The 21542-nt window shown below is 41.9% G+C and carries 10 protein-coding genes; 8 read left to right on the forward strand and 2 right to left on the reverse strand.

Annotation, left to right across the window (positions count from 1 at the left end; translation table 11 throughout):
- Positions 1 to 12: 12 nt before the first annotated feature.
- The 4 genes from V7K67_RS28925 (at position 13) to mgtE (ending at position 2164) form a co-directional block, all read left to right on the forward strand.
- Positions 13 to 198: a ribbon-helix-helix protein, CopG family gene (locus V7K67_RS28925; protein WP_094328789.1), complete on the forward strand. Its 186-nt coding sequence runs from the start codon at positions 13 to 15 to the stop codon at positions 196 to 198.
- Entirely contained in the window at positions 198 to 380 is a 183-nt protein-coding gene (locus tag V7K67_RS28930; protein ID WP_094328788.1) for a DUF6888 family protein, read from the forward strand. The genes V7K67_RS28925 and V7K67_RS28930 overlap by 1 nt, the downstream gene beginning before the upstream one ends.
- Positions 377 to 574 (forward strand): DUF6887 family protein, encoded by a 198-nt coding sequence (locus V7K67_RS28935; protein ID WP_334730834.1) that lies wholly within the window; start codon positions 377 to 379, stop codon positions 572 to 574. The genes V7K67_RS28930 and V7K67_RS28935 overlap by 4 nt, the downstream gene beginning before the upstream one ends.
- A gap of 237 nt (positions 575 to 811) precedes the next feature.
- On the forward strand, positions 812 to 2164 hold the full coding sequence (mgtE, locus tag V7K67_RS28940) for a magnesium transporter (protein WP_334730835.1): 1353 nt from the start codon (positions 812 to 814) through the stop codon (positions 2162 to 2164).
- A gap of 75 nt (positions 2165 to 2239) precedes the next feature.
- Here mgtE and V7K67_RS28945 read toward each other — a convergent pair whose 3' ends face one another.
- Positions 2240 to 3829, reverse strand: a complete 1590-nt coding sequence (locus V7K67_RS28945) for an SDR family NAD(P)-dependent oxidoreductase (protein WP_335169474.1) — start codon at positions 3827 to 3829, stop codon at positions 2240 to 2242.
- Positions 3830 to 4878: 1049 nt separating this feature from the next.
- Between V7K67_RS28945 and pabB the strand changes: the two genes are divergently transcribed.
- Complete coding sequence (pabB, locus tag V7K67_RS28950) at positions 4879 to 7167, forward strand: aminodeoxychorismate synthase component I (RefSeq protein WP_335169476.1); 2289 nt, start codon at positions 4879 to 4881, stop codon at positions 7165 to 7167.
- A 776-nt stretch (positions 7168 to 7943) separates the two neighbouring features.
- Positions 7944 to 9668: an iron uptake porin gene (locus tag V7K67_RS28955; RefSeq protein ID WP_334730838.1), complete on the forward strand. Its 1725-nt coding sequence runs from the start codon at positions 7944 to 7946 to the stop codon at positions 9666 to 9668.
- Positions 9669 to 9761: 93 nt separating this feature from the next.
- On the opposite strand, the gene V7K67_RS28960 is transcribed toward V7K67_RS28955, so the two are convergent.
- Entirely contained in the window at positions 9762 to 10121 is a 360-nt protein-coding gene (locus tag V7K67_RS28960; protein WP_334730842.1) for a Uma2 family endonuclease, read from the reverse strand.
- 704 nt (positions 10122 to 10825) lie between these two features.
- Here V7K67_RS28960 and V7K67_RS28965 point away from each other — a divergent pair.
- Both V7K67_RS28965 and V7K67_RS28970 read left to right on the forward strand, forming a co-directional pair.
- Positions 10826 to 16285: a trifunctional serine/threonine-protein kinase/ATP-binding protein/sensor histidine kinase gene (locus V7K67_RS28965; protein ID WP_335169478.1), complete on the forward strand. Its 5460-nt coding sequence runs from the start codon at positions 10826 to 10828 to the stop codon at positions 16283 to 16285.
- Positions 16286 to 16575: 290 nt separating this feature from the next.
- The gene (locus tag V7K67_RS28970; protein ID WP_334729834.1) at positions 16576 to 21414 is read left to right on the forward strand and encodes a non-ribosomal peptide synthetase; all 4839 of its coding nucleotides are present in this window, start codon (positions 16576 to 16578) and stop codon (positions 21412 to 21414) included.
- Positions 21415 to 21542: the final 128 nt, after the last annotated feature.

The following is a 21542-nucleotide window of genomic DNA, read 5'->3' on the forward strand; positions in this document are numbered from 1 at the left end:
ACTTTTTTCATCATGGAAACTCGAATTAACAAACGCACCCACAGCGATTACACCCAAAGTGCTGCCTATCTGCCCAAGGATTTAGTTAAAATTTTCAAACAGCTAGCTCTTGAGTTAGAAATAGGACACAGTGAGGCAATGGAAGAAGCTGTCAGAATGTGGTGTGATGCGGCAATCAAAAAGGTAAGTCAACCTTGATGAGGTATCCTACACCCAAACAAAATCTGATTTGTTTTATTCTCTGTCAAAACCTCACAACATTTCTACTACCTATCTTTATAGTCAGATTAGATGAACGAACAGGAGACATCTATATCTTGGCTGGTGATGAAACTGGTATTGTAATTAACCCTAATGGTAAATGGAGATACGACGAATGACCAAGCCTAAGTTTGCTGCAATGAGTAAAATAGAGTTAAAACGTTATTTATTAGAGAATCAGAATGATACAGAAGCTTTTCACGCTCTAATGGATAAAATTAACGCTGAACCTAACCCGAAGTTTTATACCATAGATGAAATTGGTGAACTGGAAAAACTAATAGAAGCAAAACGGACACGAGAAAATCTCTAAAAATTACCTTAAGTCATTCAAGAGTGATAAATATCACAAATATTAAATACTGATGCCTCAGTATGTACCTGAGAGTGCTATTCCGGGTTAGGATGATGAACAGCGATGCCTTGATTTAGATATCGATATTGAATTGTTGAAATTTTATGGGCAATAGTCCACCAGATGGCAGTATCAACCTCCTCTGAGTTGGTGAGGAAGTCTCCCAGCGCGGGGGAGACTTAGGAGATATATATCATGCTTACACAAGATATTCGTGATTTGCTGACTGATACTACCGATTTGAACCAGTTGAAATGGGATTTAAATCGCTTGCAACCTGTGGATGTGGGAGACTACATTACACAATTGCCTGAAAAACAACGGGCGATCGCATTCCGTTTACTCAACAAAGCTCAGGCAATTGATGTATTTGAATATCTGCCTACAGTGGTGCAGGAAGAACTAATTAATTCTCTGCATGATGTCCAGGTAGTGCAACTTGTAGAAGCCATGAGTCCCGACGAACGGGCAGAATTGTTTGATGAACTACCGGCTGGAGTCATCAAACGGCTATTGCAAGAACTGAGTCCAGAACAAAGGCAAGCAACAGCAACGATTCTCGGCTATCCAGAAGGCACTGCTGGGCGGGTAATGACAACCGAATATGTCCGGTTGCGTCAAGGATTGACTGTCGGTGAAGCCCTGAGCAAGATCCGCCGTCAGGACGAAGACAAGGAATCGATTTACTACGCCTACGTCACAGACGACAACCGGACGCTGGTGAGAGTAGTTTCACTGCGCCAATTGCTGTTTACCTTTCCCGATGTTTTCATCAAAGATATTGCTAGCGATCGCGTCATTAAGGTGACAACTGAAACCCCACAAGAAGAAGTGGCGCGAATCATGCAGCGCTATGACTTAATCGCTATCCCCGTAGTTGACCGGGAAGACCGATTGGTGGGCATTGTCACCATTGATGATGTCATGGATATTTTAGAAGAGGAAGCCACAGAAGATATCCAAAAACTGGGGGGTGTGAGTGGTGATGAAGCAGCTTTATCCTCTCCCCTGTTAACTATCCGTAACCGCTTGCCTTGGCTGTTGGGCATCATGGCCCTGTATATTGGTGCAGCCAGTGCGATCGCGCCTTTCCAATCTGTAATTGCCGCAGTGCCAGTTTTAGCAGTAATTATGCCGATTTTTTCAAACACAGGTGGTACTGTTGGTATTCAATCATTAACGGTGACAATCCGTGGCTTGGGAGTAGGAGAGGTAACACCCAAAGATACCTTAAAAATTCTCCGCAAGGAACTTTGTGCTGGTTTAGGTACAGCCCTAGCTTTAGCCACAACGATGATCCTGCTTTCCTTAATTTGGGCGCGACCCCAAGAGCGATGGGTGGCTTTAATTGCCGGCATGGTAATGGCAACTAATACAATTGTGGCTGTTACACTGGGCACCTTACTACCAATGGGTTTGAAACGCTTGAAACTTGACCCTGCTTTGGTTAGTGGCCCATTAGTGACTACAATGCTAGATACAATTGGGTTTTTAACGTTCCTTACCCTGATTTCGTTTGCTTTGCAGGTATTACATTTACCAACTTAATCGTAAGTTTTCAGATTTCCCCGCTAAAAATAAATTAAGAAGCCAGAGGAATGGGTGAATATTTAATACCCTCAGCTATTTTTGTGATTGTAAAATTATAGGTTCCTGACAATTAGAAGTATAACCCGGTAAAACTTTTACCTCTGGCTGAGTCAACCGCAGCGTTAAAGAAAGTCGGACTTTACCGCTATTATTACGTATTGAACGATGTAATAATCTATCACTAAATAGTACAAATTCACCAGGACGTAACACCACAGGAATAGCTTTTTGTGCGACTTCATCAGTGATTTCAAAAAAGTGATTACCACTAAAAGGATCGGTTCCTTTTATCTGGCAATCTTTTAAGTAAATATTAGGTATATACTCAAATCCATTATATTCGTTAACTTCTGTTAGAGCTATATAAGCATGGATAGTTTTACCATCTCCTTTCAGCAGTTTAGGATAACAGTCTTGATGCCAAAAAGGAATTAATTGCTGGGCGGGATAATTTACCCACAATTCTGATCGCCATAATACTAAATTTTCTCCTAAATAAGCACTAAGCCTTTCTAATAAATTTTGATCTTGACATAATTGCAAAATTACAGGTGAATCTAAATGTCTTTCCATGTAAAAAGATTTAGTAAAAACTTGAAGCAGTATAATGAACAATGACCCAATATCAAATCTAATAAATGATATAACTACCTGTTTTAGTAATATCTTTATTGGTATTTTTATTAAAACTTTATCAAAAATATATTGGGTAATATCAGCTATTTCATTACTGGTTAAAAGGAGAGAGTTTGGCCCCCAAATTTCATCAGTACCATCATAATTAATTTTCTTTGTATTCTGCTGTTGGTTGCAACCAGCCCATAATAAACTACGTTCCCATAATTGCTCTGATAATTCTTGATTTTGTGCTACTTTCGGTAATAGAATTTCTTGAGTATGACTATCTAAAAATTTTCCACTAACATTTTGATAATCTGGGGAAGTAGCACAAATAAGAGTGCTATATGCTCCGGCTTCCGAGGAAATACCTAAACCTAAATATTTACTGAGACGATGCCATCTAGTAATATTTGATTGCACAAAGCCTGGATGTATTGCGTTAACAGTGACTTGAGAATTATTTAATCGCTGAGAAAGTTCTCTTGTTAAAAGCAATAAAGAGAGTTTAGAAACGGCATATAATTTTATAAAATTTAACGGTGTTCTTTTAACTAATAAATTCCAGTCAATGCCACTTGGAGATAATGCGAAATCTGACGCTAACATGATAATGCGACTAGGGGCAGATTCTTGCAATTTTTCTAGTAATAAATAAGTGAGCAAAAAATGACCTAAATAGTTAGTCCCCCAAATCAGTTCAAAACCTTCTTTCGTTGTGCCTCTGCGGTTGAATATACCTGCATTATTGACTAATATATCTAATGGTAAATTTTTGTCATTAAATAGTTTTACACAGTTACGAACTGAATCTAAAGAAGCTAGATCAAGAGGTAAAAATGTCACATTTTGATTTCCGGTAGTTTGGCGGATATAGTCTATAGCTTTTGCGGCTTTATTTGCCGAACGACAGGCAATAAATACATGATTGCCTAATTTGGCTAAACCTACAGCCGTCATTAAACCTACACCAGAGTTACCACCTGTAACCAGACACACTTGCATAATTTACGCTCTCTCAGTATTTATTTCCAACCAATTGCAAGAAACTATTATAGCGGTTCTCGTTCACGTGAGTGAGGTACACCCGTAGGGGCAATACCCTGCGGGAAGCCGCTTTGCATCTACATGAATTGCCCCTACACCTTGCGATATGATTTTGTACCGCATCTGAGTGGGAACCGCTATACCCGCATTTCTCACAAGGAGAGAAGGGATTGAACTTGGCAGATTGAACTCTCCCCTGCTCCCCTCACGGGCGAAGTAATAAGTAATAAGTAATAAGTAAGATTCATTACTCATTACTCATTACTTATTTAATTATTGAGATGTGGTGAGAAATCCGGGTATAGTATTGGTAAAAATGGGAGCATCCCAATTTGGCAAAAATAAAAGAATAAAGATCATTCACGATGTACACTCGCAAATAATTTGGGGATTCAATTTTGTAGTTATTTTGATTCTTGTTCCGATCCAGAACTAATGTCTAGCAGACAATCATCAAGGGTATGAATTATTTTCTGTATTTTCTCCCCAAATTAACGTCTAAAAACAGACAATAATGCACTATTACTGGCATTAGTATCAGCTTTATCCAAGTGTCGGCATTTACTTAATTTTTCAGATGTCACGCATTGGAAGTATAGCTCGGTTCCTTGCCATTTTTGCAATTTGTACCCTGAAAAGATGCGCCAAGGGCAAAAGTAGCCAGTAAGAGTGGATACTAGAATCAAAATACTCTGTTCATAAAATTAAGAACTTCAAAATTAGACTTGGATAAGAGGATGTTTGTAAAGTCTCAATTCATACTAGCCCTGGTGACTAGAAGTCGCGGCTACACGAGACTTTACCTGCCTACACAGGTTAAAAACCCTTAATTTTTCTTAGTCCACGGAGGTGGACTACCCTGCGGGAAACCGCAAAGCGTCTATGTTTGTGTAGTAGCGAATTCTATTCACCCAATACTTTTAAAACATCCTCTAAAAGCCAGCCCAAAGTATCATTAATTAGAGAGAAATGAAATGCACTTCTATGTGGTAGCTAATTAACTATATATGCGAACATTAATTATTGATAACTATGACTCTTATACCTTTAATCTTTACCAGATGATTGCCGAGGTAAATGGGGAACTACCTCTAGTAATTTATAACGATCAGCTTAACTGGGATGAATTGAAAGAAATTGCATTTGACAACATTGTGATTTCACCTGGCCCCGGTCGTCCAGAAAGGTCAGAAGATTTTGGAGTTTGCCAACAAATAATTGAGAATGTAGATGTGCCTTTGCTAGGAGTTTGTCTGGGGCATCAAGGACTTGGCTACCTACATGGTGGAAGAGTGATTCATGCACCGGAAGTTCGACACGGCAGACTCAGTAAAATTTATCATAATAATTCAAAATTATTCCAAGGCATTCCTAGTAATTTTTCTGTGGTGCGCTATCACTCGTTGTTAGTTGCTGATGAACTACCTGAGTGTTTAGAAAAAATTGCTTGGTCTGAAGAAGGATTGGTGATGGGATTGCGTCATCGGCATTTACCTTTTTGGGGTGTGCAGTTTCATCCAGAGTCTATCTGTACAGAATATGGGCAAAGATTACTAGAAAACTTTCGAGATATTACGCTGCAATTTACAGAAAAATTGTCAAGGAGGCAGGATAGCGCAGCGGTAGTGAGTCCGCAAGCATCGGCAGGAGGCAGGAGGGGGAAGAAACCACAAGGGGCGGGGCTTGAAAGCCTCTTGGCAGAGTCAAAAAGTCCAGAAAAGCAGTACTGGATTGGATATGAATCTGTTACTCCTGTTATGGATCAACCCTGTCAAGAACAGGAAGACAAGTTTGAATTGTATACGCGCAAGTTAGATATCTGCCCAAATACAGAACAAATATTTGTACAGCTGTTTGAGGATGCACCGAACGCTTTTTGGCTAGATAGCAGCCGTGTAGAAATTGGTCTATCTCGCTTTTCGTTTATGGGTGATGGAAGTGGGGTAAACAGTCTATTGGTGCGGTATCATACCCAAACGCAAGAACTCGTCATTACACAGTCAGATACCGTGACTCGTTGCACCGAAAGTATTTTTGAATATTTGAAGCGGGAAATAGACTGCCGATTTTGTCAATCTGATGAGTTACCTTTTGATTTTAACTGTGGATTTGTTGGCTATTTTGGCTATGAACTCAAGGCAGAGTGTGGATCTTCATTGGTGCATTCTTCACCATTACCCGATGCAATTTTCTTACTTGCCGATCGCATAATTGCTATCGATCATCAAGAACAGTGTGTTTATTTGTTGCAATTAATCAAAAAAGGACAAACAGAACAGCTAGAAACTTGGTTTGATACTATCCAACAACAACTCGAAACTTTAAATCCTCTTTCTTCCCTTGTACCCCAAGAAAATTGTCAGCCAGTTAAGTTTTGTTTGAGTCGCAGTTATCAAAATTATATCCAAGATATTCGCCAATGCTTGGACGAAATTCACGAAGGGGAAACCTATCAAGTTTGTCTGACGAATCAGCTTCACACAAATGCAACCCCCGATCCATTGACCTTCTATCGCACATTACGTAAAATCAATCCGGCTCCTTACTCTGCATTTTTGCACTTTGGTGACATTGCGATGCCTGCGGCGAGCGTAGCTATCGCCTGCTCATCTCCAGAACGCTTTCTAAGCATTGATCGCCAAGGATGGGTAGAAACTAAGCCCATCAAGGGAACCCTACCACGAGGAGAAACCCCCGAAGCTGATTTCGTCCTCCGTGAGAAGCTACGCAACAGCGAAAAAGACCGATCTGAAAATCTGATGATTGTCGATTTGTTACGCAATGATTTGGGACGAGTCTGTGAAGTTGGTAGCATCCACGTACCAAAATTAATGGATGTGGAAACGTACCCAACAGTACATCAGTTGGTGACAACGGTACGCGGGCGGTTACGTTCAGATTTACAAGCGGTGGATTGCGTGCGGGCTGCATTTCCCGGAGGGTCGATGACCGGTGCGCCCAAAATCCGCACTATGCAAATTATCGATCGCCTAGAACAAGAGGCGCGGGGAGTGTATTCAGGTGCGATCGGCTTTTTGGGCTTAAATGGTTCAGCCGATTTGAATATTGTGATTCGGACTGCTGTTTTGACTCCCGATCAAACCTCCATTGGTATCGGTGGCGGAATTATAGCCCTTTCTGAGCCGGAGATGGAGTTTCAGGAAACGCTGCTGAAAGCCAAAGCCTTAATCGACGCTCTAGTTCTGACGATGCACGGAACATCTGAGCCAAATAATTATCATATCTTGGGATTAGAAACAACAACTGCTGATAGTTATGAAAAATTAACTGCTTGACACTCTCAGATCTAAAGACACTGAAGCTCTACGCTTACCGGCTAACTTGTAAATCAGGAGTTTAAGGGACTTCCAACAAATAAATTATCCAATCTTGTGGGGTGGGCAACACGAGCGCGTAGCCAAAGGCGCTCCTGACTTTTCACGTTATGTGGAAAAGCCAACGATTGACCTAACCCCCTTCCCTCGCAAGGAAGGGGGAAAATTCAAAGTCTCTCTCCTAAAAGGAGAGAGATTTAGAGAGAGGTTTTCCAGATACCGTGAAAAGTCAGAAAGGCGCTCATGTTGCTATTGGTGTCAACTAAGGATTTTTGGTACTGATTTTAGATCTGTAGAGACACAAAGTTTCGCATCTCTACCAAGGATTTTCGGCTGAACTGAACGGTATTGATTCATATCCCACATTCCGCCAGGTGGAGGGTGAAAATAATTAATAATCAATAATTACTAATTTATAATCTAAACCCCATGTATAAATGCACTTTCTTGATTAAGGAAGAAATTTAAAGAGAAAAATTATCTACCACAAACCAGGGTTAAAAACAAGAAGACAAAGTCAATAAATTGCACAAAAACAAGCAAAATTCCCGGATAACGCTACCTTTGGTAAATAAGTCATCTGCAAGACTTTACGATTCTTCATCCGAGAAAATTTTCTTAGACATAGCTGAGGTAACAGCAATCTGATAAGATTTTCAACAAGTAGAATAATTGCTTGTTCTCTTTTTCTTGAACCCACTGATTTCGGGTATTTTTTAGGAAAGGAAAATAAAAAAATGTCTCATCTATTGTGGAAAACTCTGGTACTAAGTCCAGTAGTTTTGGGAGTGACGGTGTTGGTTTCCGCTAGAGCTATGGCTACTGAAGTAGCAAGCTTGTCTGAAGATACAAAGGCAAAATCTGCTCAGACAGAAGCACCAATAGCTATTCAAACAGAGCAACCAAAAGCTAATCAGCAATTGGTTGCCCAAAAAACTGATGATAAACAGGTTTTAGAAGAGGTTAACAGCTACAGCAGCGAAGGCAATAACCAGAATTCACTGTCTCAAGTCACATCAGTTTCTCAATTTTCTGATGTACAGCCGACTGATTGGGCATTCCAAGCTTTACAATCCCTAGTTGAGCGCTACGGTTGTATCGCGGGATATCCCAATAGTACTTATCGGGGCAATCGGGCACTGACTCGTTATGAGTTTGCCGCAGGTTTGAATGCTTGTTTAGATCGGGTTAATGAACTGATTGCCACAGCAACTGCTGACTTGGTGACAAAACAGGATTTGGCTACTCTCCAGCGTTTGCAAGAGGAATTCTCGGCAGAACTAGCAACTCTGCGTGGTCGAGTAGATTCTCTAGAAACACGGACTGCTGAACTGGAAGCACATCAGTTTTCCACTACAACCAAGCTAGTTGGTGAAGCAATTTTTGCCGTCACCAACAACTTTGGCAACAACAGCAACAGCAACACTGTTTTCCAAGACAGGGTGCGTTTAGACTTGCAAACCAGCTTCACCGGTCAAGATACTTTGCATACTAGGCTTGCAGCTGGTAATGCAACTCCCTTGAATTTACGAAATGGCACATTTGAAGGGACTCAAACTTTTAACCTGTCCCCTTCCACCAACAATAACAACGCTGTTTCTATAGACTGGTTGGCCTATTACTTCCCCCTTGGCAAATCCCAAGTTTACATAGCTGCTAGTGGAGGTATTCAGAGCGATTACGTTCCTACCGTCAACCCATACTTTCAGGATTTTGATGGCGGTAACGGTGCTTTGTCTACCTTTGCCTCCGAAAGCCCCATCTATCGGATTGGTGGCGGTTCTGGTGCTGGTGTTAACTTAGTCTTTGGTAAAGGCAGTGGTGGTTTCCAACCTTCATTAACCTTGGGTTACTTGGGATCTCAAGCGAATAGCCCTAACCCAGGTAACGGTTTATTCGATGGTAACTATGCTGCTTTAGGACAGTTGAACTTAAATGTAGGCAATCACTTCTCTTTAGCTGCAACCTACGTCAACGCTTATAATGGTAGTGGTACTCTTTTATTCGATGGAGGCTCCGCCAATACAACTGCTGTAGTCGGTACTGCACAAGCTAACTTTTTAGGTGGTACCAATCCATATATAAGTAATTCCTACGGTTTGGAGGCTGCTTTTAAACCTAGTGACAAACTGTCGATTAGTGGCTTTGTACTTTACAGCGACATCACAGGCTTTGGTAATCGTGCTAATAATGGCTCTGAAGTTTGGAGTTATGGAGCTGGGATAGCTCTACCAGACTTAGGTAAAAAAGGCAACGTTTTAGGAATTTTCGCAGGTGTTGAACCTTATGTTGGAGGTACCCCTGGTGATAAGCCATACCACTTTGAAGGTTTCTATAAGTATCGTGTGAGTGACAACATTTCTATTACTCCTGGGGTAATTTGGTTAACTAATCCTGGTCAACTTAATGGCAACAACGATGATGCGATCATTGGTACGCTGAGAACTACCTTCACCTTCTAAAGATTTACAGCAATTTGCTGTAGGGTAGTACAGTTAGAGGCTGTAAATACTCTTTAGACATCTGGTGAAAATGAATGTAGAGACGTAGCACTGCTACGTCTCTACAAGGTTTATGGATAACGCATATTTAATATCTGAGGAATGCCACAAAAAAGTTATTCTGGTATTGTCATATATTATACCTATCCAACCGTCAATACTTGATCTGCGGTCAAATTCAGCATTGGAAAAGTCAGTGACCGAATAATGTCTGTTCCTTGACAATACAGCTTCATCATACAGTCCATCTACCAGAGTCAACAGGGTAATTCTGGCTCGATCAGCATCAACAATCCAGTATTCAGAGATACCCCGTGCTGCGTACTCAGAACGCTTATAGCGGTAGTCTCTATCCTCATTTACCTTTCCTGGGGAGACAACCTCAACTAAGTAAGTCGGTGCTAATATTTCCAGCTATGTTAAGGAATTTTAATGTAGGGTGTGTTGTTGCCAAGCGCCGCACCGTCAACAATCTCAGGTGCGTTGCTATAAGGCATAACACACCCTACAGCCATTTGTGAGAGGTTAAGGTCAGATACAATTTGTCAATAAGCAATAGTACTTAAAATATTGCTGAAATCGGGGTTAGAAACAGAATTTTTGATTGGGCGATGCCTAGGTTGGGCTTTGCCTACGCGTCATCTTGATACGCATCATTTATTCTTAACCCATAATTTCAGTACAACAGTTAACTTCATACCTCGGCTCTTTCCAAATTTTAAGCATAATTTCTAATTGACAAAAGTAAGATTATCTTAACCTCTCACCGATGCCCTACAGCTAATTTATCGGCACTTGCTCCCACTGCAACTTCATAATAGAGTTTACAATCGCCAATGTTAGAAAGTCTAACCTCTGTCAGAAATAATCTCTTCTACTGGTAACACCCCCTGTTAATTCGCCAACAACATCATTTATTTATGGGGATTATCTTTTTACTTTTTACTTTTTACTTCTTAAAACCTTCGTGCAAGCAGCATTGAATTCCGTTATCTCGTAGCATTCTTGCCTAGTTGTGACTAATTAATTATGTATACAAGTTACGGAATGTTTATTCTGCCAAATTCTTGGGAAATATTAAAGTTATAAACTTCTTCTAAAGATTTTAACTTGACGCTATGACGACACTGGCAGCAATCCCCGATTCAAATCTATTGCCGTATATCCCTGGTTATGCCATTGTTGAGCATCTCTATGCAGGTTCTCAGACAATAGTTTATCGAGCAGTGCAGGAGTCAAGTCAGCGTCCAGTGGTGATTAAACTATTACGGCAAGACTACCCCACCTTTAGCGAATTATTACAGTTTCGCAACCAGTATACAATTACCAAAAATCTTAACATTCCTGGCATAATCCATCCATTAAGCCTAGAAGCATACGGTAACAGCTATGCCTTAGTGATGGAAGACTTTGGCGGCATTTCCCTACGGGATTATACGCAAAATTATTCCCTATCTTTACGGGAAATTTTAGAAATAGCCCGACAAATTGCTGATATTCTCCATGATGTCTGCCAGCATCGAGTCATTCACAAAGATATCAAACCTGCTAACATGCTGATTCATCTAGAATCGCACCAAGTCAAGCTAATTGACTTCAGCATTGCCTCTCTCCTCCCGCGCGAAAACCAGGAAATCCAAAATCCCAATGTTTTGGAAGGAACCCTTGCCTATCTTTCCCCAGAGCAAACCGGACGAATGAATCGTGGTATTGATTACCGCAGTGATTTCTATGCTTTAGGTGTGACATTGTACGAACTTTTGACTGGACAATTACCCTTTCAGTCCCATGACCCGATGGAGTTAATACACTGTCATTTAGCCAAGCTTCCACTCGCCCCACACAGCATTAATCCAAAAATTCCCACAATCGCCTCAGAGATAGTATTGAAGTTGATGGCAAAAAATGCCGAAGATCGGTATCAGAGCGCCTTGGGTTTGAAGCATGACTTAGAATGCTGTCTCAATCAATGGAAAGCAACGGGGAGAATAGAAACCTTTGTCTTGGGACAACGGGATGTGTGCGATCGCTTCATGATCCCCGAAAAACTCTATGGGCGAGAAACAGAAGTTGCAACCTTGCTCAAAGCTTTTGAGCGCGTCGCTAATGGCAGTTCAGAAATGATGCTAGTAGCAGGATTTTCCGGGATTGGTAAAACTGCGGTGATCAATGAAGTCCATAAACCGATTGTCAGACAACACGGTTACTTCATCAAAGGCAAATACGATCAGTTCGGGCGGAATATTCCGTTCAGTGCCTTGATGCAAGCCTTTCGTGATTTGATGGGACAACTACTGAGTGAGAGTAATGTCCAATTGGCGGCGTGGAAAGCGAAAATTTTGGCGGCTGTGGGTGAAAACGGACAAGTGATCGTTGATGTGATTCCTGAACTAGAGCAAATTATCGGTCAACAGATGCCAGTCCCGGAACTATCTGGTAGTGCTGTCCAAAATCGTTTCAATTTGCTCTTTCAGAAATTTATCCAGGTTTTCACCACCACTGAGCATCCGCTGGTGATGTTTCTAGATGACTTGCAATGGGCAGATTCGGCTTCTCTGAACTTGCTGCAATTATTGATGAGTGAAGGCAGTTCTGGATCTTTACTGATTTTGGGTGCCTATCGAGATAATGAAGTGTTTCCGACTCATCCCTTGATGCTAATGCTGGAACAAATTCACCAAGCCCAAGCTACTGTCAATACGATTACCCTAGAACCCTTGGTGGAAATAACGGTGAATCAGTTGGTGTTAGACACCTTGAGTTGTCCTGATGAACTGGCTCAACCCTTGACGCAGTTGGTATATCAGAAAACTCAAGGGAATCCCTTTTTTACAACCCAGTTTCTCAAAGCACTGCACGAGGAGGGTAGGATTCAGTTCCACCCAGAACTGGGTTACTGGCAATGTGACCTGGTTTCGGTGCGGCAGTTGGCATTGACCGATGGAGTGGTAGAGTTCATGGCATTGCAGTTGCAGAAACTTCCGGTGGAGACACAGGAGATTTTGAAACTGGCGGCTTGTATTGGCAACCAATTTGATTTGAATACCTTGGCAATGGTCTCTGGAAAATCACCTATTGATACAGCGATCAACTTATGGAAGGCATTACAAGAAGGGCTGATTCTCCCCATTAGCGAAACCTACAAGTTCTTCCAATCAAATAACTCAGACAACATCGATCGCGGTGGTCAGATTGCCGTTCCTTATAAATTCTTGCACGATCGCGTCCAACAAGCTGCCTACGGTCTGATTCCAGAAGATCAAAAACAGTCAACCCACTTCAAAATCGGGCAACAACTGTGGGCAAATACGCCTGAAACAGAGCGGGAAGGGAAAATTTTTGAAATTGTCAATCAATTGAATTACGGGCTGAGATTGACATCTCAAAAAAGTTCTCCCGGATTGTTGAATGTACAAAACTCTGGTGACGAAATCTCCAGGCTGCAAGAATTGGATCAAGCTCAACGGAATCAACTGGCTCAACTGAACCTGCAAGCAGGACAAAAAGCTCAGGCTGCAACCGCCTATGAAACGGCAAGTAAATACTTCACAGCAGGGCTGACAGTGCTTCCAGAAAACGGTTGGGAAGATAGTTACGACCTGACCCTTGCCCTTCATACAGAAGCGGCTGAAATTGAGTACTTAACTGCCCATTTCGAGCAGGCAGAACGGCTTTCAGAAATTGTTCTTCAGCACGCCCAGGATTTGCTGCAAAAGGTCAAGATATATGAAATTAGGATCTATTTCTACATTGCTCAGAATCAAATGCTGGCAGCGATCGACACCTCTCTACAAGTGCTGGAGTTTTTGGGTGAACCGCTGTTTAAGGAACCCCCACTGGAGTTAGCGATCGAGGATTTAATTAACCTGCCGGAGATGCTCGATCCGCACAAGTTAGCAGCCATGCGAATTGTGATCACAATGGTCACTCCCAGCCTGAACGCTAAGCCAGATATGTTACCACTGATTGCTTACACATTAGTGAACCTATCGATTCAATTTGGCAACTCGGCATTTTCAGCATTTGGCTACACCTTTTATGGCCTGGTTTTATGTGGTAGCCCAACCGGAATTGAAAGAGGCTATCGGTTTGGACAATTAGGATTAAAATTGCTGGAGCTATTCAACGACAGGAAATTGTATGCAAAAGTGATTAACATTTTTGATGTGTTTGTGCGGCACTGGCGGGAACCCGCTCGCAAAACGATCGCTCCCCTATGTGAAGCTATTCAGGTGGGATTAGAAGCGGGTGATGTCGAGTATGCCTGCTACAACGCCTCCTCCTACTGTAACTATCTTTTCTTCGTTGGTGAAACACTGGAGCAGGTGAATCAGCAACAGCAAAAATACATTGATATGTTGTTGAAATTCAAACAAGAGTATCAAATTTACTTCGGGCAGATTTGTCGTCAGCTAGTGTTGAATTTGATGGGAGCAGCAGAAGATTCTCTAATACTCGTTGGGGAGAGTTTCGATGAGCGGAAAATGCTGCCGATTTTAATTGAAACTCAAAACGGAACTCTCTTGTTCCTGCTTCATCTGGCAAAGACGATTCTTCTATTCATCTTTCAGGACTATCAGCAGGCACTTATCCATGCTAAAGAAGCCGAAAAATACCTGGGAAACATGGTTGGCTTCTTGCAGTTTGCGGAACATAATTTCTACTACTCCCTCGCACTCCTGGCTAGCTGTTCAAATGGCAATCAGGCAGAGCAACAATGGGCACTAGAAAAAGTTGCACAAAACCAGAAATTGATGATTCAGTGGGCGTTCCATGCTCCTACCAATCATCAACACAAATACGATTTAGTGGAAGCAGAGCGGGCAAAAATTTTGGGTCATTTAGACGCAATGACCTACTATGACAAAGCCATTCAGGGGGCAAAAGAAAACGGCTATATCCAAGAAGAAGCACTCAGCAATGAGCTGGCTGCCAAATTCTACCTTGCTTGGGGCAAACAGAAGGTGGCCGCAGACTATATGCAACAAGCCTATTACTGCTACGCCCATTGGGGTGCAAAGGCGAAAATCGCCCATTTAGAACAAGAATATCCGCAACTACTAACAGCCCTTCTCCCACCGACTAATTTTGCCATCAAATCTGCGGAGACCATCGCCTCAACTTTGATGAGAAGTGTAACTAAAAGCTCTAATAACCAAAATTTATACTTAGATTTGCAAGCGGTGATGAAAGCTGGACAAGCCATCTCTCAAGAAATTGAATTAGAGAAACTGTTGGCAACCTTGATGCAGATCGCGATCGCCAATGCTGGCGCACAAATCGGTCATTTAGTTCTTTGCCAAGAGGAACAATGGTTAGTTGTAGCTCAAGGCGATCAACAACTGGTAAAAACCTTAGAAATTCCCCTGGAGGAATACCCAGAAATTCCCCAAAGTTTGATTTATACAGTAGCAAGAACTCAAGAGACGGCTGTGTTTGAAGACTTGAGTGATTCAGTGCAATTTGCCAGTGATCGCTACATGATCACTCACCAGCCTAAATCAGTTTTATGTACTCCCATTAGTCGCCAAGGAAAACTCAGCGGTATTTTGTACCTAGAGAACAACTTAACTTTAGGCGCTTTTACCAGCGATCGCATCGAGATTCTCCAACTCCTAACTAGTCAAGCCGCTATCTCTGTGGAAAATGCCCGTCTGTATCAACAAACCGAAAACTATTCTTACACCCTAGAAGCAGAGGTAGAACACAAAACCCAAGCTCTCAACCAAAAAGCCCAAGATTTAGAGCAGACTTTGAAAAAATTGCAACAAACTCAAGGACTATTAATTCATAGCGAGAAAATGTCATCCCTCGGTCAATTGGTAGCTGGTATTGCTCACGAAATTAACAATCCAGTTAATTTTATTAAGGGTAATCTCATCCATACAGAAAATTACATTCAAGATATGATGCGTTTGCTGATGCTTTATGAGCAGAAATATCCCCAACCTAGTCCAGCTATTCAAGCGATGAAGGAAGAAATTGAGCTTGATTTTCTGTTTGAAGATGCCAATCAAACCTTAGAATCTATGAAAGTTGGTAGCGAGCGCATCAGCAAAATTGTCCAGAGTTTACGCAACTTTGCTCGCTTAGATGAAGCCGAAATCAAAGCTGTAGATTTACACAGTGGTATTGAAAGCACGCTGTTAATTTTGCAACATCGCTTCCAAGCTTCTGAAAATCAACCCGAAGTGCGCGTCATTAAGGAGTATGGTGATCTACCTTTAGTTACTTGCTATCCTAGCCAGTTGAATCAAGTCTTCCTGAATATTATTAACAATGCCATTGATGCGATTCGAGATAATCTTCAAAGCAGCGAACATCCAGAAATTCGGATTCGTACTGGAGTGATAGATCGTGAATGGTTACGAATTGCGATCGCTAATACAGATAGTACGATTCCTGTAAGTCTGCAAGAGCGGATTTTTGAACCGTTTTTTACCACAAAGCCCGTTGGTCGTGGTCAAGGTTTGGGGTTATTTGTTAGCTACTCTATTATCCAACAACATCGCGGTACCTTAACTGTGCGTTCTCAGCCCACTGAGGGAACTGAATTTGAGATTGTTCTCCCTATCTAGTAAACTACTCCCACCTGCCTAACGGCTGTTAGCCGAAGGCGGCGCGTCAGCACGGTGGGAGCGCCTCAGTTGCCCTAGAAATATCAAAGGGGATGGGGTAGTCGCTTTTGATGAAGTACACACGTAGGGGCACAGCAGTGCTGTGCCCTTCAGATCATCTGTACCTCACGCCTGTTACAATCTGCTGTAATTCTTACAAAATAACCACTCTGCTTTCATTCTTCTAAACTCATGCTTGCCACTTTAAGTATTGATGAATAAAATAATAGTATTAAAAAATACTATTTGCAATGAAAAATTCTACTGGCAGTTCTCAACAAGACCTCAGTCTATCCAAGATAGAAGTAGACCAGCTGCTTCTGGAATGGCAAGAAAATCCAGCAGTTTACGTAAATGATATATGCATCCATCAGTTGTTTGAATATCAAGTAGAAAAAACACCTGAGCAAATTGCGGTCATTTTTGAAGACAAACAAGTTTCTTATCAAGAACTTAACCAGCGAGCTAATCAACTAGCACACTATCTACAGACCCTGAATGTCAAACCTGAGGTTCTAGTTGGCATTTGCCTGGAGCGATCGCTGGAAATGATTGTGGGACTATTAGCCATCCTCAAAGCAGGCGGAGCTTATGTCCCCTTAGACCCAGCCTATCCCTCAGAGCGCCTGGCTTTAATGCTAGAGGACTCACAGTTATCGATACTACTGACAAAACAAAATTTACTTTCAAAGCTTCCAGAGTATCAGGCCCATATAGTTTGTCTAGATCGTGATAGTGAGGCAATTTCTCAACAAAACCAGGAGAATCTGACCAGCCTAGTTACAGATAAAAACCTGTCTTATGTCATTTACACCTCCGGTTCGACTGGTAAACCGAAAGGGGTAGCTATTGAACATCACAGCACAGTCGCTCTGTTGTATTGGGCAAGAGAAGTTTTTACAACAGAGGATCTAGCTGGAGTGCTGGCTGCAACATCTATTTGCTTCGATCTCTCAGTTTTTGAAATATTTGTTCCCCTCAGTTGGGGTGGTAAGGTGATTTTGGCAGAAAATGCCTTGTATTTACCTACCTTACTTGCCGCTCAAGAAGTCACTCTCATCAATACAGTGCCATCTGCGATCGCAGAGTTACTGAGAATTCAAGGTATACCCGCTTCTGTTCGCATCGTTAACTTAGCAGGTGAACCTCTGCAAAATCGTTTGGTACAGCAGATATATACGTTGGACAATATTCAAAAAGTCTTTAATCTATACGGCCCTACGGAAGATACGACCTATTCCACATTTGCCTTGGTAAAGAAAGGTGACAGCATCGTGACCATTGGTCGTGCGATCGCCAACACATACTGTCTTCTGTTGGACGAACAAATGCAGATAGTACCCACAGGCGTTTCTGGAGAACTATACATTGGCGGTGAGGGACTAGCCAGAGGCTATCTCAACCGTCCAGAACTGACAGATCAGCGATTCATCCCCAACCCATTCATTAGTGAGCCTGGTGGAGACACCAAGCAAATGGTCAAAGAACAACGCCTCTACAAAACAGGCGACTTAGCTCGCTACTTACCAGACGGTAACATTGAGTATATTGGGCGCATTGACCAACAAGTAAAGATTCGCGGCTTCCGTATTGAGCTAGGAGAAATTGAAACTGCACTGTGGCAACATCCTGATGTGCAAGAAGTTGTAGTGATTGCTAAAGAATTTTCCTCTAGTGACCAACGCCTAATAGCTTACGTAGTTCTCAAGCCCGAATCATCAGACACGAATGTTGGTAATTTACGCCATTTTCTCAAACAGAAATTGCCTGACTACATGATCCCTTCTCGCTTTGTGCAATTGAGTGCTTTACCCTTAACAGCTAACGGAAAAGTTGATCGTCAGGCGCTCCCAGCACCCGTTCAAACTTTGAATGCAAATGAGAAGTTTGTTGCTCCTCGCACTCCTATTGAGGAACGAATAGCAGAAATTTGGTCTCATGTATTGGGTCTAAAAAACATTGGCGTTTATGACAATTTCTTAGCGTTGGGAGGACATTCCTTACTAGCCTTTCAGATCCTCTACCGTATCCGCGATATCTTTCAAGTTGAGTTGCCAATGCGGCATTTCTTTGCAGCGCCCACCATCTCTGAAATAGCTGACAGCATTATACAAGCACAACAGGAAGACAGAGGATGTTCTGTTGTGCCAATACAATCTATTGGGCGCGATGGTAATTTACCGCTTTCCTTTGGGCAAGAACGGTTGTGGTTTCTTAACGAGTTAGTACCCAACCATGCTTTTTACAATGTTTCCGAAGCCTTTCGCCTCAGAGGTGTACTCAACTCCACAATATTAGAACAGAGTTTGAATGAAATTATCAATCGCCATGAAATCCTCCGAACTACCTATTCCAGTTTGAAGGGACAACCCATACAGATCATCCACTCAACTTTTCCCATCAAACTCTTAGTTGTGAATCTCCAAGGGCTGTCTCCAGACGATCAGGAATCTCAAGTCCGCCAGATCATCCTTGAAGAAGCCCAACGTCCTTTCGATTTAGTTCAAGGACCATTGCTGCGAACAACATTGCTGCAATTGAGTTCAGAGGAACATATATTCCTCCTCAACCTACACCATATTCTTTGTGATGATTGGTCTTTAAGTGTTCTTTTCGAGGAACTGTCAACTCTGTATCCAGCTTTTTCCACTGGCAACCCCTCTCCTCTTTCTGACTTAGCTATTCAGTATGCAGACTTTGCAGCTTGGCAACGGCAGTGGCTACAAGGTGAAATTTTAGATAATCAGCTTGCCTATTGGCAGCAACATTTGAGTGGCAGTCTACCTATATTAGAATTGCCCACCGATTATCCACGACCATTGGAGCCAAGATATCAGGGGTCTCGCCAATCGGTTCTGATCCCAAAATCCGTAACAGATGCCCTCAATGTTCTCTCGCGCCAAGAGGGTACTACCTTGTTTATGACCTTGTTGGCAGCATTCCAGACACTCCTATTTCGCTACACAGGGCAAGAAGACATTTTAGTAGCTGCTCCGATTAGCAACCGCCACCGTTCTGAATTAGAAGGACTAATTGGGTTTTTGCTCAATACTTTGGTATTGCGAACGAACTTGTCTGATTCCCCAAGTTTCCGGCAGTTGTTAGGCCGAGTCAGGGAAGTAGCTTTATGGGGTTATAGCTACCAAGACCTACCGTTTGAGAAGCTAGTTGATGCCCTACAGATCGAGCGGGACTTGAACCAGAATCCACTGATTTCAGTGATGTTTCATCTTCAGAATACCCCAAAGCCTAAGCTGACTGTTCCCGGATTGACAATGAACCGTCTGGAAATTGATAACGGGACATCCAAGTTCGATCTATACCTCGAACTGCGCGAGACAGCAGCAGGGATATCGGGCAACTTGGAATATAATACTGACCTATTTAAAGCTGAGACGATCGCTCTGATGGTGGAAAATTTTTCTACTCTATTACAGAGTATTGTCTCTAACCCAGACCAGACAATTTCCAACTTACCCCTGTTAACCTTCCCTGGCGATCGGCAAACTCAGCGAATATACAACGGCAATATAGATATTCGCAGTCTACCAGAGCCTGAAATGGATAGAAGCGATTTGCAAGCAGCATTTGTTGCACCTCGTACTCCAATTGAGGAACAAATGGCTGAAATTTGGAGCAGAGTTCTGGCAATCAAAGAAGTTGGGATTCACGATAATTTCTTTGAGCTTGGCGGTAATTCCCTACTAGTATCTCAGTTGATTTTTTTTGTGAGAGAAACCTTTCAAGTAGATTTACCTCTAAAAAGCTTGTTTGAAAAATCCACTATAGAAGCGCTGGCTCAGGTAATAGAGAGAGTGCGTCGAGGAGATGGCGTTTCTGCTTTAACCAGTGCCATCGATCTAAAATCCGAGGTAGTACTCGATCCCGCCATCGATGCTCAAGGAAGGCCTGCTGCTCAGATCAATGAATTGCGTCATGTTTTTCTCACAGGAGCTACAGGCTTTTTGGGGGCTTTTTTAATTGATGAACTGCTACATCAAACTCAAGCAAAAATATACTGCCTGGTGCGCTCCCCGAACGAGCATGAAGGGTTAAAAAAGATTCAACAAAACCTAGAAAAATATTCCCTTCATCACCCAAATTTTAGCTCTCATGTAATTGCGATTCCGGGAGACTTAGAACAGCCATATTTAGGTCTTCCTAGCAAACAGTTTGAAAAACTGGCTCTGCAAATTGATGCTATTTATCATAGTGCTGCCCAAGTCAATTTTGCTAAACCATACTCTGCAATCAAGGCATCCAATGTTCTCGGAACTCAAGAAGTTCTCAGATTAGCTTGTCTGGGCAAAATTAAACCAATGCATTACATTTCTACTGTTGCTGTTTTTGGTGCAATCAACCATTTTACAGGGCTACAAGTAGTTTATGAAGATGACGATATCGAGCTTTCTAAAGACTATGTTGCTCTGGATCTTGGCTATTCTCAAACCAAATGGGTAGCCGAAAATCTTGTATGGGTTGCCAAGTCTAGGGGAATACCTGTTAGCATCTTCAGAACAGGATTTCTTATGGGAGATAGCAGTACGGGTGTTGCTCATACAAAAGATGCTTATGTGCCTAGAGTTATTAAAGGATGCATACAGCTTGGTAGTTATCCGGAACTCATAGATCAAAAAGAAGAATTGATTCCTGTGGATTATGCCGCTAGAGCAATTGTCCATTTATCCCAAAAGCAAGAATCTCTAGGAAAAGCTTTCCATATAGTACCCCCACCAGACCAAAATATTCCAATCATCGAGCTTTTTGAGTTTATTTGTTCTTATGGTTACCAACTCAAAAAGTTACCATATACTCAGTGGAAAGATGAGCTAATTGCAAGTTTCAGGCACTCTCAGGAAAATGTTTTACATCCGCTTTTACCGATGATGTCTGAAAAAGTCTATCAAAATTCTTTGACAATTATGGAGTTGTATCAAAATACAGTTGATTATGACTATCAGAATACCCTCAATGGATTGGCAGATTCGGCAATTGTTTGTCCAGCAATGGATGTTAAACTCCTAGATAAATACTTATCATATTTCGTTAGTAGTGGTTTCTTAAATTCACCACCTTTAAGACAGGAGTAAATGTTCACGCTATAATTTTCAGCTTAACATTCCTTGATCTAACTCACTCCCAGGAACAAAGATTAGTCAGATTAACCCTTTTCTGTCATTCTCCGTAATTTCTATTTACGGAGAGTGATAAATTATGG

It is taken from the genome of Nostoc sp. (assembly GCF_036917155.1).
GTDB lineage: Bacteria > Cyanobacteriota > Cyanobacteriia > Cyanobacteriales > Nostocaceae > Nostoc.